The sequence below is a fragment of the Streptomyces sp. NPDC093221 genome, from assembly GCF_044753885.1.
GTDB lineage: Bacteria > Actinomycetota > Actinomycetes > Streptomycetales > Streptomycetaceae > Actinacidiphila.
The window spans coordinates 397826-414359 of sequence record NZ_JBIVOA010000001.1; the positions used below are offsets into that span (position 1 = coordinate 397826).

Here is a 16534-nt window from a genome sequence, read left to right on the forward strand (position 1 = left end):
GGACCACACGTGCCGTAACCAGGCAAGGCGGGCGGCCTCACCGCAGGCCGACGTGTCGTCGATGCCCGGGCAGGGCGGAATGGGAAGTTCGGGCCGGGCCACCGCACGTACGAGCGCGGTGCGACCGGCACGGAACGCGGTTGCGGGCATAGCGACCTCCTGGTCCCGATCTGGCGGCCGGTGCCCTCACGCGGTGAGCGGTGAAGGCACCGGACAGAACTGTCGTGCGGCTTGGATCAGGCGACGCTGGACACGCAGGCGCCACAGGTCGAGCCACAGCCGTCGTCCGTCAGGTTGACCAGACCGGCGGTGTCGCCGATCTCGACCAGGGTGACGTCCAGCTCGAAGTCGTCCTGCGCGGTCGTGCCCACGGTCGCGGGCCCCGCGCCGATGGTGTGCGTGATGTTGGCCATGCCAACTCCTCCTGGTGGGTTGTGAATACGGACACTGCTTCTGCCAACCGCCATGCGCAGCGCGGGAGAGCCCCGTCAAGGCGTGGGCGGTCGCTATGGGTTTGCGCTGGGTTGGTGTCCCGGGGCTGATGGGCCCGAACGGTTGACGCAGCCGCCTGGCTGCGCGGAGCGCAACGTTTGTGTTCCTACGAGGACATGGATGAGGGAGGTTCCGGGAACTCCGAGTTGCTGTCCGTCCGGGCGTCCTGGTCCCGCACGGGATGGTGGGCTTCCCAGTCTTTGCGGGCGGCGATCAAGGCCGGACGCACCTCGCGTATGAGGAGTTCGGCCTGGTCGAGGAGGCGCGCGGCGATCTCGGCGACTCCGTCCGGATCGAGACCGGCGATCCAGTGCTCGGGGCACACCTGGATGTTGACGACCGGGAGACGAAACCGTGGATCGGAGGCGTACGGAGCGCAGTCGATACTGCCCCCGAGAACCACCTCCTCCTCCGCGGCGTTTCCCGGCCACGTTTCCACGAGGCTCACCGTCTGGCCCTCGAAGAAGGTGCGATGCTCGATGTGCGTCAGCCGGAGTGGCAGCAAGTCGAACGGCACTCCGGACTCGCTCGGATCGTCCTCCGCCCAGTCGGGCAGGTAGCCGGAGACCTCCGGGCCGTTCGGCGTTGTGATCGTCCACCGTCCCGGCACGCCGAACGGCCTGGACTGTTCCCCATTCGGGTGGGCATCGCCGGCCGGGCCGACGGGATTTGCTCCGGCCTTGATGCTCATGTGTTCACCACTCATGCGCTCACCGCCGCCAATAAGCCCGCGTCCGCGGTGAGCAGTCGCTGGAGCGTCGGTTCCATCAAGGCCACCGTCGTGTCCCCTTGCCCCGGCGGGCTCAGCACCGCGTAAACCAACTTCCCGTAGCCCTGCGACAGGTAGGCGTATCCCCACCTCGCACTGAGCGCGTCGACGAGTGCCAGGCCACGTCCGCCGTCCGACTCCAGTGACGACTTCTGCTGTACAGGCGGCCGACGCATCTGGTCGTAGACGGCGACGACGAGTCCGCTGTCCGCCATCCACAGGCCGACCGCGAACCGGGACCCGGTGCCGTGCCCTCCGTCGCAAGCCTCTGCGGAGTCATCGGCGGCGTGCTGCACCGCGTTGGTCGCCAACTCGGAGACGATCAGCACGGCGTTCTCCACGAGAGCCTCAGGCGCTGACCAACTGCGCAGGACACCCTCCGTATGTGCACGGACCCAGCGAACCGACGTCGGCTGGGAGTCGAGCTCCAGCCTGCTCTGGTAGCCCCTGCCGAATGTCATTGGTCACGCCTCTCGCCTGTCCGTGCCGATGCCATGGGACCGTCCGCCCCTGACGGCGGCTCAACCGCCCATGGACAGTCAACGCAGAGGCCGAGCGGCCGGAAAGGAAAGTCCGGGGGCGCCCGGCTCGGCGCCAACCGGAAAGTTCGAGGCGCGCGCACCGCACTCGCCTTCACCGAACGCTGAGGCGCGGCTACGGTGAGTGTGTGACGGGCAATATGCGACTCCGACTGCGGATGGCCGAAGTCGGCTTCACCCAGGCGGGTTTGGCCGAGGCCCTGAACGAATGGCTGCGCGCCGCAGGACACGAGGGCACGGCCACCGACCGGGTGGTCCGGTACTGGCTGACCGGAAAGACCCGCTGGCCCTATCGCCGTATGCGGCTCGCGTTGCAGGCAGTATTCGGGTGTTCCATGGAGGAACTCGGCTTTCTCCAGCCGCCACCCGCCAGCCCGTCACGCACCGCGGAGCAGCCCGTGAACCGTAGATCGTTTCTCGCTTCCACCACGGCCGGCGCAGCCGCCCCGTTACTGACCTCGCGCTCCACTGTCGGCACGACCGACGCCGAGCGCGTCCGCAGCAAGCTGGACGTGTTGAACGCGCTGGACGACCAGACGGGCGGCACCACCAACTTGGAGGACAGCGCTTTGGCCGCGGCCAAGCAGGCGCTCGCCCTGCAGAACGGCGCGGCGACGCAGCGGGTGCGCAACCGCCTGTTCGGTCTGGCCGCGGATCTGACGGCCACCGCCGCGTGGGTCGCCCTGGACGCGCGGCAACTCGCACGCGCTCGGGCGCACTTGGACCAGGCGCTGAGCCTCGCCGGTATGGCGCAGGACTCCGTCACGCAGTTCCGTGTCTGGAACACACTCTCGATGCTCGGCTACAACAACCGCCACTACTCCGAGGCACTGGCCGCCGCGCAGGCAGCCCAACGGGTCGGCATTACCCGACGGGACCCCCTCTTCGCCTCCCTCGCCCATGCGCGTACGGCCATCGCTCACGCCGTCGTCGGGCAGAAACAACCGACGCTGCGCAACCTGGGCTACGCGCAGGAATCCCTCGGCAAGGCCGGGAGCGAAGCACGTCCGAGCTGGGTCGCCTTCTACGGGGCGGCGGAGCTCCACTCGCTCACCGCCATCGCGGAGGATCTGCTCGGCCGACACGAGGAATCCGAGGCGGCCTCCTTCAAGTCGTTGGCGACTCTTCCCCAGCGATTCCGCAGGAACCGGGCACTCGTCACTGCACGCCTCGCGCTGGCGCAGGTGCACCAGGGAGACATCGAACAAGGCTGCGCCAGTGCCGAGCAGGTCTTCACCCTCATGGATGGTGGCCCTTTGCCCGGCCGTCTACGATCCGTGATCGGCGACTTCTACCGTGATCTGCTCACCGCCGCGCCGGACGCGAGGAGCGCGTACGAGTGGGGCGACCGATACCGCACCGAATGGAGCTGACTGTGCCCGACGTCATCGAGTTGCGCCCGTTCACGAGCGACGACCTCCCGACGGTCCGGCAGCTCCTGATCGACGTGCACGCCGACGCCTACGCCGACCAGATGGACGACGAATTCCACCAGCGCTTCCCCTGGTTCGTCGACCACTGGGGTGCGATGAACGGCTTCACCTGCGTCGTGGCCTACGACGGTGACGAACCCGTCGGCTTCGCGTACGGCGCACCTGCCGGTACCGGCAGGGAGTGGTGGCGCGAGTACCTCGTCCCCGCACCGGAGGACCCCTCCACCTTCTCGGTCTCCGAGTTGATGGTTCGGCCCCAGTGGCGGAAGCGGGGGATATCCGAGCGCCTGCACCACTCCCTGCTGCGAGACCGCCCCGAAGCCCTCGCCGTATTGCTGGTCGACACCACCCACCGCCGTGTCGAGGCGCTGTACGAAGCCTGGGGATACCGCCGTGTCGGCACGCAGCGCCCCTTCGCGGACTCGCCGCTCTACGCCGTGATGGTGGCTGAGCTGCCGTTGATCCAGGACTGAGACCGGTGGCCGTTGTGCCACGTGTGCGATGGACTCGACGTACAGGCATCGTCGAGCCGCTACACGCGGCGCCGGACTGCGGATGTCCGGTCACCGCGCCCACGCCCCGGCCCGTGCGCCCGGAGCGCACCTTCTGTGCGGATTCCGTTTGTCCCCCGTACGCCTTTCCCGTGTCTGATGGTGGACGTCCGTGGGCGCTTGCGGGAATACTCCGGCGTGTCCACCGCCATCTCACTCTGCACGCTCCAGTGTTGGGTTGACAACGTTGTCGTCCCGGGGTCGTGCGTGCGTTCCGCGACTCCGGAGAGGCCACATGCCCATCAGATCCCACGCCCCGACGCCGCGCGTGACGCCACCGGGAGCCGCCCGCGGGCACCACGGCCGCCTGCGCGCCACGGTCGCGGCGCTGCTCACCGGGTCGCTCGCCTTCGCCGCGCTGGCGGGCGCCGGTACGGCCGCGGCGGCACCCTCGGCCAAAGCGTCCAACACGTCCCACACGTCCGGCGCGACGAGCGGCACCGACTACACCAAGCTCGTCGACCCCTTCGTCTCCACCGCGGGTGACGACGGCAACGACCTGCCGGGCGCCGAGGCGCCGCACAGCCTCGCCAAGGTCAACCCGCTGACCACACCGGGCCGCAACCACACCGGGTACGACTACAACGAGAGCCGCATCGCCGGGTTCACCGCGACGAATCTCGACGGCGTCGGCGGCTCGGGCGGCGGCGGTGACCTGCTGGTCGTCCCGACGTCCGTGCGCTACGACAAGCGCCCGGCGCCCAGCACGTACGCGCACCCGTACAGCCACAACGACGAGACGGCGACGCCCGGTTACTACCAGGTGGGGCTCGGGTCGGTCTCCGGGACCGCCTCGGCGGTGACGCGGGACGCCGGGACCGTCAAGGCCGAGATGACGGCGACGACGCGTACGGCCCTGGAGCGCTACAGCTTCCCGGACGGCGCCGAGCCCCAACTCGTCCTCGACCTCGCGAACAACTTCACCAGCCGCACCCGCACGACGATGAAGGCGACGACGCTCCCGAACGGGACGACCTCGATCACCGGCCTCATCGCGGGTTCGTTCAACGGCGCCTCGTACCAGCTCTATTACGCCGCCACGACCAATGTCCCGGTGACCTCGCTGAAGAGCTGGGGCAACGACGGCACGCTGGGCGACGCGACCACGCGGGACGGCTCCGACGCCGGAGCGGTCCTCGGATTCGACACGGCGGACGGGCGCGACGTCGAACTGCGCGTCACGCTCTCGCCGATCAGCGCGGAACAGGCCGTGACCGACCAGCGCAACGAGGTCGGCGGCCTCACCTTCGACCAGGCGCGCGCACGGACGAAGGCGGAGTGGAACAGCACGCTCGGCGCCGTCGCCGTCAGCGCGTCCGCGACGTCCGACCCCGGGTCGACGCTCACCAAGGAGTTCTACACGCACCTGTACCGGATGTACGGGCTGCCGGTGAACGCCACGAGCACCAGCGGGACCTACCGCGGCGCGGACGGCGCGGTGCACACCGCGAACGGCTTCACGTACTACGACGGCTGGTCCACCTGGGACGACTTCAGGAAGTACTCGGTCGAGGCGTACATCGACCCGGCCACGTACCGGGACCTGGTGCAGTCGCTCATCGTGCTCTTCGCCGACGCGCACGCCTCGGGCAAGAGCCTCGGCAGCCTCACCCACTCGGTGCCGACCGTGCGGTGGGAGCGCTCGGCGGTGGTGATCGCCGACGCGCTGTCGAAGGGGTACAAGAACTTCGACCGGCTGGACGAGGCGTATCCGGCGCTGCTGTCGTACTCCGGGTTCTACACGGGCGCGCAGTTGCGCCAGGGATACGTCACCGGTGATCCCGGTACGACGGTCCAACGCGGTTACGACCAGTGGGCGTTGTCCGTCATCGCGGGCGCGCTCGGCAAGGACGCGGACGCCGCCAAGCTGCGCACGCAGTCGACGATGGCGATCGACAACCTGGTGAAGTCCGGTGCCTGGACGGCCGGTGACGGCACCAAGGTCGGTCTGCTGACGCCGCGCGCGTCCGGCGGCGACTGGCAGAGCGCCGACCACGAGAAGTTCGAGGCGGCCGGTCTCTACCAGGGCACGCTCTGGCAGTACCACTGGTACGACGCCTACGACATGGGCGGCCTCATCAAGGCCATGGGCGGCGCCAAGGCCGGAAAGGCCGCCGTCGACCACATGTTCGGCGAGGACTCCGCCCTCGACAACGGCTCGACCATGCTGCACTCCAACGCGAACGAGATCGACCTCCAGGCCCCGTACCTCTTCAACTACGTCGGCGAGCCCAGCCTGACGCAGAAGTGGGTGCGCGCCATCTACACCGGCTCGACCTGGAACCGGTACATCGCGACGGGCTCCACCAACGAAGCCCCCAGCGGCGGCGGCGAGTTCACCCCGCCGGTCAAGACGCAGGTCTACAAGCTCGCCCCGAACGGCTTCCTGCCGACCATGGACAACGACGCGGGCACCATGTCGACCATGTTCGTCGCGGCGGCCCTCGGCCTGTTCCCGGTGACCGCGGGCTCCAGCCAGTTCCAGATCGGCAGCCCGTTCTTCGACTCCACGACGATCACGTACGCCAACGGCTCGCGCTTCACGGTGAAGGCCGGCGGGGTTTCGCCGACGAACTACTACGTGCAGAGCGCGACCCTCAACGGCAAGCGTTTCGGCGACACTTGGCTGGACTACTCGCAGATCATCGCCGGCGGGACCCTCGACTTCACCATGGGCGCCAAGCCCTCCCGGTGGGGCGTCGACACCAAGCCCGCGTATTCGCTGGACACCGACACCGGCCACGGCGGCACCGGAACGGGCAGCACCGGCACCGTCATGTCCGCCCGCCCGGACACCGTCGCCACCGCCGCCGACGGCACCGTCCACGGCAGCGTGAAGCTCACCCTCTCAGGACCGGCGTCCTTCGCCGCCCGCAGCGGCACCAGCCTCACCAGGACCGGCGCGGCGAGCGTGACCGGCCTGCCCGGCGGCGTGACGGCCGACCTCCGCGTGACCGGCTCGCGTACGGCGACGCTGTCGCTCACCGGCACCGCGAAGGTCGACGCGCGCTACGGCATCACCTTCCGCGACGCGGCCTTCGCCCACGGTGTGCGCGCCTCCACGGTGAGCGGCACCGGCATCTCGGCGACCGACCCGCTGACCGTCTCCGCCGCCGCGGTGTACCGCGCCTCGCTCGGCGCGCTCGTCGGCCAGGCGTCCCTGGTGCGCGGCGGCAACTACTCCGACGGCTCCTGGACGCTGTTCCGTTCGGCGCTGGAGCGCGCGCGGACCGTCCTCGCGGACACCGCCGCCAGGACGGGCACGCTCATGGCGGCGCAGGACGCGCTGCGTTCGGCCGCCGACGCGCTCACCATCGACGAGGGCGGCTACGCCGTACTCCAGGCCGAGGCCCCCGACCAGATGGAGGGCCCCAGCCTCGTGAAGGAGGCGTACTACTCCGACGGCGACCTCGGCGGGGTCACCGAGGGCGCCTGGGAGCGGTACAACAAGCTGGACTTCGGCGGGGTCGCCCCGCGCAGCGTCGCGGTCCGCTACGCCAACTCGCAGGCCACGAGCGCGAAGCCGAGCAGCGTGGACGTGCACGCGGGCGCCGCGGACGGCCCCGTCGTCGCCACCGTATCCCTTCCCGGCACGGGCAGTTGGCAGACCTACACCACCGTGCGGGCGGCCGTCACCGACCCGGACGCGCTGCTGGCCGCGTCCGGTGCGACGTTCGTCTTCCACGCGCCGTCCGGCCAGCAGTGGGTGTCGAACTTCGACTGGTACCAGTTCTCGCCCGAGGCGGTCTCCTCGTCGCCCTCGACCACGCTCGCCACGCTCACGGCGGCCAACAGCACCACGACCGGCGGCGGTTCGCTGCCGCTCAGCCTCGGCAACGGCATCTTCGAGAACACCACGAACGGCGCGTGGGCCCAGTGGAAGGCCGCCGACCTCAAGGACGGCACCGACACCGTCACCGTCAGCTACGACAAGCCGCAGTCGCGCGCCGCGTCCGACTCGCACCTCGAACTGCACCTCGGCTCGAAGGACGGCGAGAAGGCCGTCGACATCCCGCTCGACTACACCGGCTCCGGCTGGGGAACCCTCGCCACCGCGACCGTCCAGCTCGACCCGGCGGTCTTCACCGGCGTCCAGGACGTGTACGCCGACTTCGTCTCCAGCACCCAGTCGTCCTCGCAGCCGTACGTGGCCAACGTCTACTCGCTGACCCTGACGCGCACCGCCGACGCCCCGGTGGGCTTCGACGCCACCGCGTTCGACTCCAACAGCGGCGGCGGCCTCAAGAGCGAGCCGGTCGGCTGGACCGGCTCCGGCTCCACCACCGACCTCGGCGGTACGTACAACGGCGCCTGGGCCGGCTACGGCGCCGTCGACTTCGGGTCCGCCCCGAAGAACACCGTCACCTTCACCTACGTCAACAACTCCGCGCGCTGCGGCACCGGTTCCGCCGTCCAGCTCTACCTGGACTCCTTCGACGCGGCCGATCCGGGGACGCCGTACGCGACCGTCCCGCTGCCGGTCACCGGAAGCGCGTGGTCGTCGGGAGGCACGACGAGCCTGACGCTGCCCACGCCGGTCACCGGCACCCACACCGTCCACCTGCGGCTGCTGACGACTCCGGACTCCTCGCACCCGTACGTCGCGAATCTGGGCCGGATCACCTTCAGCCATGTCGACACGCCCGCCGCGACGGACAAGACCGCGCTGCGCGAGGCGATCGACCGGTACGCGGGACTGTCCGGTGACGCGGCGCGCTACGACACGATCGACTTCGGCGTGTTCCGGCGTGAACTCGCCTCCGCGCAAGCTCTGTTGGCCGCCGACGACGCGGCCCAGCTCGAAGTCGACACGCAGACCCGCAGTCTCACCCTCGCCGCCGACCAGCTGATTCCGCTGCCCCGGCTGCGACTTGAGAACCTGGTCGGCACGGCGTCGGCCCTCGACAACGCGCGCTACACGGACGCGTCGTGGAAGGCGTTCACCACCGCGCTCGCCGCGGCCAAGGCGGCCGTCGCGGACGACAAGGCGACGGACACGGCCCTCACCGCGCGCTACCAGGCCCTCGACCGCGCGATGTCCGCGCTCAGGACGAAGCCCAAGACCGTACCGGCCGTGCCCGGCGCGGTGTCGGCGACCTCGTCCGGCGCGAGTGTGACCGTCGCCTGGGCCGCGCCGCAGGACACCGGCGGCTCGCCCGTCACCGGCTACCGGATCAGCCTCGGCGACGGCCACCAGGTCGAGATCCGCGACCCGAACAGCCGCGGCACGGTGTTCACCTCACTGCCCGTGGGCCGCTCGTACACCGCGCGCGTCCAGGCGCTGAACGCCGTCGGCGCCTCGCGGCAGAGCGCCGCGACCGCGCCCGTGGTGACCGGCGGCGGCAAGCCGCAGAAGCCGCACGTGACGGGGGTGACCACGGACGGCAGCCACGTCCGGGTGACCTGGCGGGCGGCCGGAGACGGCGGATTCCCGGTCATCGGCTACACCGTGACCCTCGACGACGGTTCCACCGCGCACCTTCCCGCCACGATCGGCACGGCGCTGCTCACGGTCTCGGGGAATTCGGCGGCCAAGTCCGAGGGCAACACGGAGGGCAACACGGAGGGCAAGGCGGCCAAGGCCAAGGCCCACTCGGCCACCGTCACCGCGGTGACGCTGGCCGGGACCTCGGACGACCCGGCCGCCGCCCAGGACGCGGCGACCCCGGCGTACACCCCGTCCCCGTTCCCCGACGAGACGCTGAAGGCGAGCTACGCGTCGGACAAGTGGCCCGCGACCGGCGACGGTTCCGACTACTTCACCAACCTCCTCAGCGGTTTCGACCACCTCCCCTCCAGCGTCCTCGGCGCCAACTCCAAGGTCGCTAAGGGCGCGCCGATCACCGCGGAGAACGACGAGATCGCGGTGCGCGTCAACAACGCGGCCACGCAGAAGGAGGTCGACAGGGCCGAGGTCGACGCGACGCACAGTGCCACCGTCACCCTGGCGGACGGCCTCGGCTCCCGGCTCGGCGCGATCTACAGCGACGCGCTGAGCGGCGGCCAACTGCCCAAGACCAACGCCCTGTTCGGCCGGGTCACCCAGGGTCTCGACACCCACGACGCGGCCAAGGACCACTACGGCTACCTGCGCCCGTACGTCCGGCTCGGCTTCGTCGGCGACGGCGGGGACGTCTACGAGTCGCAGGACGGCTCGTACAGCGGCCTCGCCACCAGCGGCTCGTACCCGAGCGGTCACACGTACGGCGGATACGAGGCCGGGACCGTACTGGCCACGCTCCTGCCGGAGTTGGCGCCGTCGATCCTCGCCCGCACCTCGGAGTACGGCGACAACCGGGTCATCCTCGGCTTCCACTACCCGCTCGACGTCATGGGCGGGCGCATCACCGGACAGGCCACCGTGGCCCACCGGTGGGCCGACCCCGACTTCGCGCAACTGCTCACACAGGCCCACACCGAGATCGAGAACGTGCTGCTCGCACAGTGCGAGAAGCGGGGATACGGCGACACGCTCGCCGCCTGCGCGGGCGACTCCTACGGCGGCCTCACCACGGCGCAGGACATCGACGTCTACACGCAGCGCCTGACCTACGGCTTCTCCCGTACGGGCAAGGCCGGTCAGCCCCTCACGGCGCCGGCCGACGCGGCGGCCCTGCTGGTCACCGCGTTCCCCGACCTCACCGCCGGGCAGCGCACCCAGATCCTCCAGCAGACCGCCACCGACTCGGGCTACCCGCTCGACCTCACGGCGGACGGCGCACCGAGCTGGGAGCGGATCAATCTGGCCGCCGCGATGGCCGCGCGCGTCGTGGTCAACCACGACGGCTCGGTCACCGTCACCAACCACGCCGACGCCACGAAGGCGAGCGTCGCCGACGCGAGTGCCCTCAAGGTCGGGGGAGTCGCCGTCGACGGCTTCGACCCCGAGGTCTCCACGTATGTCGTCGACCTCCCCGCCAACGGCAAGGTCCCGGCGGTCACCGCCGTCCCGGCCCAGCCCGGCACCCGGGTCAAGGTCACCGACGGAAGCGCGGTCGTCTCCTCGACCGCGCCGCGCTCCACCACCCGCACCGTCACCCTGACCTCACCCAACGGCTCGGTGACCCGTACCTACACCGTCGCCTTCCACCGGTCCGCGCGGGGCAACGGGCACTGACCGCGTCCCGATCCGCCTAGCCCCGCGGGGCCCGACCGCATCCTGGCCGGGCCCCGCGGTGTGTTGCGGGGCTCGCGGACGCAACACCCCTGCGCGGCCTACCGGTTCGAGGTAGCGGGACCGTCCGAGGAACGGTCCGTCGGGCGGGCCGTGGTGGGGGTCGGAGTGGGCGAGGCGGAGGCGGATTTGGAGGGCGGTCCGGTCCGCGTGGCGGCGCTCGGGGACGGGGCCTGGGCCGTGGGCCGGGTCTTCGCCGTGGCGGGGGCGTCGGTCGGCGCGGGGCGCGGCGTCGGGGTGGTGGCGGCGGGCCTGGCCGCGGGGCCGCTCGCGGGCGGCGTGCCGAGCGGGATCGCGGGCGCGGCGGGCGACTGCGGTCCCGCCATGCGCAGCGGCAGCGCGACGAGGACGGCGACGGCGCCGGACAGGCCGACCCCGACGGCGATACGGAGCAGGCGGCGGCGGGCCGCGCCCCGGCGGATCTTCTCGTACCGGCCGGGCGGCAGCCCGAGATGGTCGGGGGCGGGCCGCAGGATGACCGTCAGCGGGTCCTCGGGGTCAAAGTCCTGACCGTCGTCAGACTGTGTGATCAAGGCTTCTCCTCAAGTGGGCGCGCAGCAGTTCCCTGGCGGTGTGGAGGTCGGACATGACCGTCCCCTCCTTGCGGCCGGTGAGCAGGGCTATCTCCCGGATCGGGAGGTCGGCGTAGTAGTGCAGCAGGATCGGCACGCGCAGGCGTTCCGGCAGCGACTGCACCAGCATGCGCAGCGACGGGTCGGTCTGCTCGGCCGGCGGCCGTACCGCGGCTTCCACGGTGGCCCGGCGTACGGCCCTGCGCTCGCGCTCCAGCTTGCGCCAATGATCCCGTACGAGATTGGTCGCGGTGACGTACAGGAAGCCGCGCGGCTCGGCCACCGCCGTCCAGCGCGCCCAGAGCCGGGTGAACGCCTCCGAGGCGATCTCGTGGGCCGTCTCGTCGTCGTCGACCAGGCGGCGGCACCAGCCGGCGAGGCGCGGATAGAAGGCGGCGAACAGCTCGGACGCTGCCTTCTCGCGGGACCGTTTCAACGCTCTCCATGTCGGGGGCAGGGTGGTGCTGTCGCGGACTTCTTGCGGGTCGTGCGGGTCGTCGCCGACTCTCGCGGTCGTTTGGTTTCTTACGGTTCCTTATGTTTTCTTACGGTTCCTCGCGGTCCTGGGTGGCCGCTCGGGGAGGGTCCCGGGCCGCCGACGTACGGGGATCGGCGGCGGCCCGGGACTCGGGGAAGGCGTCAGGAGACCGCCTTGGCCATGGTTCGTCGTGACGCGCCCGCTACGGGATCAGCGAGGCGAAGACGATGACGTTGTCGCGGTAGCCGGTGCCTTCGCGCGGGCCGCCGCACGTGATGAGCCGCAGCTCGGGACGGTTCACGTCGCCGTAGACCGCGTCCGTCGGGAAGTCCGACTTGGCGACCGTACGGACGTCGGTGACGGCGAACCGCGCCGCCTCGCCGTTCTTCAGGCGTGCCACGATCCGGTCGCCCGCGCGCAGCCGCGCGAGGTGACGGAAGACCCCGTCCCCGTACGCGCCGACCGTGACGTGGGCGAGGATCACCGAGGGGCCGGTCTGGCCCGGTGTCGGCGAGCCCCGGTACCAGCCCGCGCGGTCGTGCGCCGTGATCGGCGGGACCTCCACGGTGCCGTCCGGGGCCAACCCCAGTTCCATGACCGGGGTGTTGACCCCGATGGCCGGGACCTCCAGCCGCACCGGGACCGAACGCGCCAGCGCGCGTACCGACTTCGCGGCGGGCCGCGAAGAGGGCGGTGCGCCGGTGGGACGTTCGGTCACGGCGGTACGGCGCGAGGTGTCACCCGAGGCGTCGCCCGCTGCGTGGCCCGCGGCGTGATGGCCGCCGCAGCCGGTGAGCAGGAGGGCGGCCGTCACCGCGGTGACGAAGGCGCGCCGGGGGCCGGTGAGTCGGAAGCCCGCGGTCCGATCGCCCGCGCTCCGGTCGCCCGCGCTCCGGTCGCCCGCGCCGCGGTCGCTCACGTCTCGGAAGCCCGTGTCTCGGAATCCCGCGCCGCGGTCGCCCGCGCTCCGGTCGCCCGCGCGGCCGGAGGTCACGCCCCGGTCGCCCGCCGGCGGCGTACGAGGAGGACCGCCCCGCCGCCGAGCGCGAGCACCGCGGCCGCGCCTCCGCCGATCAGGCCGCCGTCGTTTCCGCCGTGCGAGGCCACCGGCGCCTCACCGGTGTTCGGCGCTCCCTTCGGCACCGCGGGGACCTGGCCCGACGTCGCCTTGGTCGGCGCGGGGGACGCGGAGGGCCGCGCGGACGAGGTGGCGTCCGAAGGCCCGGTCGACGGCGCGGCCGACTGCGTCTTCACGCTGGTCGGGGTGGGGGTCGGGGACGCCCCGTCGGCGAACGCGGGCACACCGCTCGCCAGCACGGCAGTGCACGCGAGTGCCACGGCGCTCAGAACAGTTCGGCGCATGAATCGCTCTCTTTCGTCGGCCCGCCCGCGCGGTCACGCGCGGGCTGAGGTGCGGATCGACTGAAAAGACGAGACGCGGGCGGAACGGATTGTAAAGAGCTGGCAAAGCCGCCGAACGGTGCTTCAGGCGCCCTGCCCGGCGTCGCGGTCGACCGCGCTCATGTCGCCGGTGCCGGGGACGCCGTCGGCGCGCGCGTACCGCAGGTGCACGGTGCCCTTCGGGCTGGCCACGGGCGGTGCGAGCAGGGTGACGTTCGTGGGGACCGCGCCGCCGTCGAACACCTTCTTCCCGACGCCCAGCATGATCGGGTGCACCCAGAGGTCCAGCCGGTCGAACAGCTTCTCGCGCAGCAGCGTCTGCACCAGGTTCAGGCTCCCGACCACCTTGATGTGCTCGTGCCGCTCCCGCACCTCGCGCACCGCCGCCACCAGGTCCGGCCCCAGGTGCGTCGACCCCGCCCACGACAGATCGGGCGTACCCCGCGAGGCCACGTACTTCGGCACGCTGTTGAAGAGCGTGGCGAACCCCCCGTTGTCCCCGTCCTTCTGATGCGGCCAGTACCCGGCGAAGATGTCGTACGTCCGCCGCCCGAGCAGCAGCGCGTCCGTCCCCTCGTACGCCGCGTCCACCTGCGCCCCGGCCACCTCGTCCAGCATCGGCACCTGCCACCCCCCGTACGAGAACCCCTCCGGATCCTCCTCCGGCCCCCCGGGCGCCTGCCCCACCAGGTCCAGCGTCGTGAACAGCTCGATGTGAATGAGACCCATGACGTACTCCCGATCGGTGTCTTTTCCCCGTCCAAGAGGTAGACCCCCACCACCCCCCGAACTCATCGCCCGGATTCGGGCCGCTGCCGGCTGACCGGGTCCGGTCCGGGGGCCTTCTCTCGGCGCGGAGCCGCCCTGCCCGGGGGTGTCCGCGCGGCCCCGGGCAGGGCGGGTGGGTCGGGTTGGGTCGGGTCAGGTGGCGGGGCAGGGGTCGGTGGAGGTGAGGAGGGCGGCGGTGCTCTGGGCGATCGTGACGTGGACGCCGGTGAGGAGAGTCAGGGAGAGGGCGGTGACGGTGATGCCCTTGCCTCCGGCGACGGTCGTCTGCTGATTGATGACGAGGGAGCCGACGAGCGGCAGGGCGATGGTGGTGTTGGGCGCGGCGTTGGCGGCGACGGTGACACCGGCGACGCGGAGGTTGGTCAGGACGGTCGAGCCGGTCGAGGAGACCGGTCCCGGCCCGGTGTCGGTGAGGGACTGCCGTGCCCGGGCCGAGGTGCCGACGAGGTCGGCGGTGATCAGGCCGCCGAGGAGATTGACGCCGGTGGTCTGGGCGTGGGCCGCGGCCGTACGGGTCCCGTCGCTGTCGACGGTCCCCGAGGCGTCGGTGGTCAGGACACCGAGGTTGCCGACGGTGCCGAGCCCGGCGCTCACCACGGAGTGGCTGTCGCTGCCGGGCAGCGGCGTGCAGGAGTGGGCGGACGGTGCCAGCGGCCCGATGTCGAGCAGCGGCGAGGTGAGCCGTACTCCGTGCGCGCGGGCGTCGAAGACGGGCGCGGTGAAGGTCACCGAGGCGCAGCCCGGCAGGTCGACGCCGACCGGGGCGGTGATCGACGAGCCGCAGATCTGGTACGTGCCACCGTCGTTGGAGGTGAGCTTGACGGTCGCGGTGCAGGACTGCTGACCGGCGGCGAGGTCACCGCTCACGGTCACCGTGCCGTCCGCCGCGTTCGCGGTGGCCGTTCCCGTACCGCAGTCGGTGGTCGCGCTGCTGCCGTCCAGCCGCAGCCCGTCGGGGAGTTGGGCGCCGAAGGACCAGCCGTTCTTGGCGGCCAGCTCACTGGTGTTGGTGACGGTGAAGGTCAGGGTGGTGGGCGCGCCCACGGGCAGGTGCGCCGGTGCGAAGCCCTGGTCGAGCTGCGGAGTGGCGTCCAGCAGACGGACGTTGTCGATCGCGCCGTCGTTGCCGTTGCCGCTGGCCTGCTCGTTGACCAGCCGGATACCGGCCGAGTCGCCGCTGAACAGCACCGAGCCGTTGCTGGCGTACGTACCCACCGAGGTGCCGCCGATCACCGAACCGGGGTTCTGGCACGGGTCGATGGGGGAGGTGAACGCGGCGCGCGCGGTGCCGCCGTCGAGCAGGTAGAAGGCGAGCAGGGGGTGGCTGGCGAAGCAGTTCTGGGCCGCCGCGTCCACCGAGAAGGTCAGGAACCGGTGGTTCGCGCTCAGCGGGATCGGCCGTACGGTCTCCAACTCGGTGCGCCCGGCGCCCGGATCGCCCGAGGTGTAGGCGGTGAGCGAGTGGTTGGTGGACGCGTTGCCGCCCGCCCACGTGCCCAGCGCGACGGCCATCTGCTTGTTCGCGTTCCAGAAGCCGCCGCAGTTGACGCCCGGCGGGGGACTCGCGGGGCCCTGCTGCGAGACGAGCAGACCGTTGCAGGAGGTCAGCCACGCCGGATCGGCGGTGTACGTCTCCGCCAGCGGCGCCGCGCCCGTGTAGTCCGGCAGCGTCGTCACCGCCGGGCCCTGACCGTTCTCGAAGTCCTCCGTGAACACGCTCGTCGGCGCGCTCGGCGTACCGGGCTGACCGGGCGTGTTCGCCTGCGCCGGGCCGCCCGCGACCAGCGATCCCGTGGCCAGCACGGTCACCCCTAACAGCGCCGTGGCCACCCGCCTGCGCCACCGCCGGTCCGCCCGGCCACTGGCCCCGCCGCTCCCTTCGCCGCGCCGTCTTCCGTCGATACCGGTATCTGCCAGGCCGAAGCCTCTCATCGACAATCTCCTTCGTACGGGCACGCCGGTGCGCCGTCCGATCGCTCGTCAACAGGCCCGCCGTGCCGACGCGTTGCGCGTCTGCGGTCACCCTCCCCGCCCCCCGCCCCTGCGCACATCGGCGCGCGCCGCCCCGCTTGATGCACACGAGGTCCCGTACGCCGCACAAGCCGGTGCGTACTGCCGCAAGCCCCCGGTCTGTGCCCGGCCGACCGATTCGGGAGGTTTGCCGAGCCGTTTCCCGGCGGTCACGCGGTCCGCCGGACGGCACAGGCGGGCGCAGCACCTCCGCCAATCCGCCCGACCGGCACCGCGCGTCCCGGATACCAGCCGGCTGACCGTGCGACACGCTCGGTCAGCGCGGACCAACGCGGCGGGACGGGCCCGCCGCCCGGCACCGGCCG

12 protein-coding genes are annotated in these 16534 nt (G+C 71.5%); 3 read left to right on the forward strand and 9 right to left on the reverse strand.

Annotated elements, in window-relative coordinates; all coding sequences use genetic code 11:
- Nucleotides 1-236: 236 nt before the first annotated feature.
- The 3 genes from ACIQCJ_RS01775 to ACIQCJ_RS01785 all read right to left on the reverse strand — a co-directional run bounded on the left by ACIQCJ_RS01775 (nt 237) and on the right by ACIQCJ_RS01785 (nt 1722).
- Nucleotides 237-413 (reverse strand): FxLD family lanthipeptide, encoded by a 177-nt coding sequence (locus ACIQCJ_RS01775; RefSeq protein WP_402710381.1) that lies wholly within the window; start codon nt 411-413, stop codon nt 237-239.
- 185 nt (nt 414-598) lie between these two features.
- Complete coding sequence (locus ACIQCJ_RS01780; RefSeq protein WP_402710382.1) at nt 599-1183, reverse strand: DUF6907 domain-containing protein; 585 nt, start codon at nt 1181-1183, stop codon at nt 599-601.
- 11 nt (nt 1184-1194) lie between these two features.
- Nucleotides 1195-1722 (reverse strand): ATP-binding protein, encoded by a 528-nt coding sequence (locus ACIQCJ_RS01785; protein WP_402710383.1) that lies wholly within the window; start codon nt 1720-1722, stop codon nt 1195-1197.
- A gap of 206 nt (nt 1723-1928) precedes the next feature.
- Here ACIQCJ_RS01785 and ACIQCJ_RS01790 point away from each other — a divergent pair, with 206 nt between their 5' ends.
- The 3 genes from ACIQCJ_RS01790 to ACIQCJ_RS01800 all read left to right on the forward strand — a co-directional run bounded on the left by ACIQCJ_RS01790 (nt 1929) and on the right by ACIQCJ_RS01800 (nt 10901).
- The gene (locus ACIQCJ_RS01790) at nt 1929-3173 is read left to right on the forward strand and encodes an XRE family transcriptional regulator (RefSeq protein WP_402710384.1); all 1245 of its coding nucleotides are present in this window, start codon (nt 1929-1931) and stop codon (nt 3171-3173) included.
- On the forward strand, nt 3164-3706 hold the full coding sequence (locus ACIQCJ_RS01795; RefSeq protein WP_402710385.1) for a GNAT family N-acetyltransferase: 543 nt from the start codon (nt 3164-3166) through the stop codon (nt 3704-3706). The genes ACIQCJ_RS01790 and ACIQCJ_RS01795 overlap by 10 nt, the downstream gene beginning before the upstream one ends.
- A gap of 313 nt (nt 3707-4019) precedes the next feature.
- Entirely contained in the window at nt 4020-10901 is a 6882-nt protein-coding gene (locus tag ACIQCJ_RS01800) for a glycoside hydrolase domain-containing protein (protein WP_402710386.1), read from the forward strand.
- A 98-nt stretch (nt 10902-10999) separates the two neighbouring features.
- On the opposite strand, the gene ACIQCJ_RS01805 is transcribed toward ACIQCJ_RS01800, so the two are convergent.
- The 6 genes from ACIQCJ_RS01805 to ACIQCJ_RS01830 form a co-directional block, all read right to left on the reverse strand.
- On the reverse strand, nt 11000-11491 hold the full coding sequence (locus tag ACIQCJ_RS01805; RefSeq protein WP_355336453.1) for a hypothetical protein: 492 nt from the start codon (nt 11489-11491) through the stop codon (nt 11000-11002).
- Entirely contained in the window at nt 11475-11966 is a 492-nt protein-coding gene (locus ACIQCJ_RS01810; protein WP_391042400.1) for a sigma-70 family RNA polymerase sigma factor, read from the reverse strand. The genes ACIQCJ_RS01805 and ACIQCJ_RS01810 overlap by 17 nt, the downstream gene beginning before the upstream one ends.
- Before the next feature lie 244 nt (nt 11967-12210).
- The gene (locus ACIQCJ_RS01815; protein WP_402710845.1) at nt 12211-12822 is read right to left on the reverse strand and encodes a class F sortase; all 612 of its coding nucleotides are present in this window, start codon (nt 12820-12822) and stop codon (nt 12211-12213) included.
- A gap of 176 nt (nt 12823-12998) precedes the next feature.
- A complete protein-coding gene (locus tag ACIQCJ_RS01820) occupies nt 12999-13370 on the reverse strand; it encodes a sortase-dependent protein (RefSeq protein WP_355336451.1) in 372 nt (123 codons plus the stop codon).
- Nucleotides 13371-13493: 123 nt separating this feature from the next.
- Complete coding sequence (locus ACIQCJ_RS01825) at nt 13494-14138, reverse strand: dihydrofolate reductase family protein (RefSeq protein ID WP_355336450.1); 645 nt, start codon at nt 14136-14138, stop codon at nt 13494-13496.
- A gap of 192 nt (nt 14139-14330) precedes the next feature.
- Nucleotides 14331-16130: a choice-of-anchor P family protein gene (locus ACIQCJ_RS01830; RefSeq protein WP_402710387.1), complete on the reverse strand. Its 1800-nt coding sequence runs from the start codon at nt 16128-16130 to the stop codon at nt 14331-14333.
- Nucleotides 16131-16534: the final 404 nt, after the last annotated feature.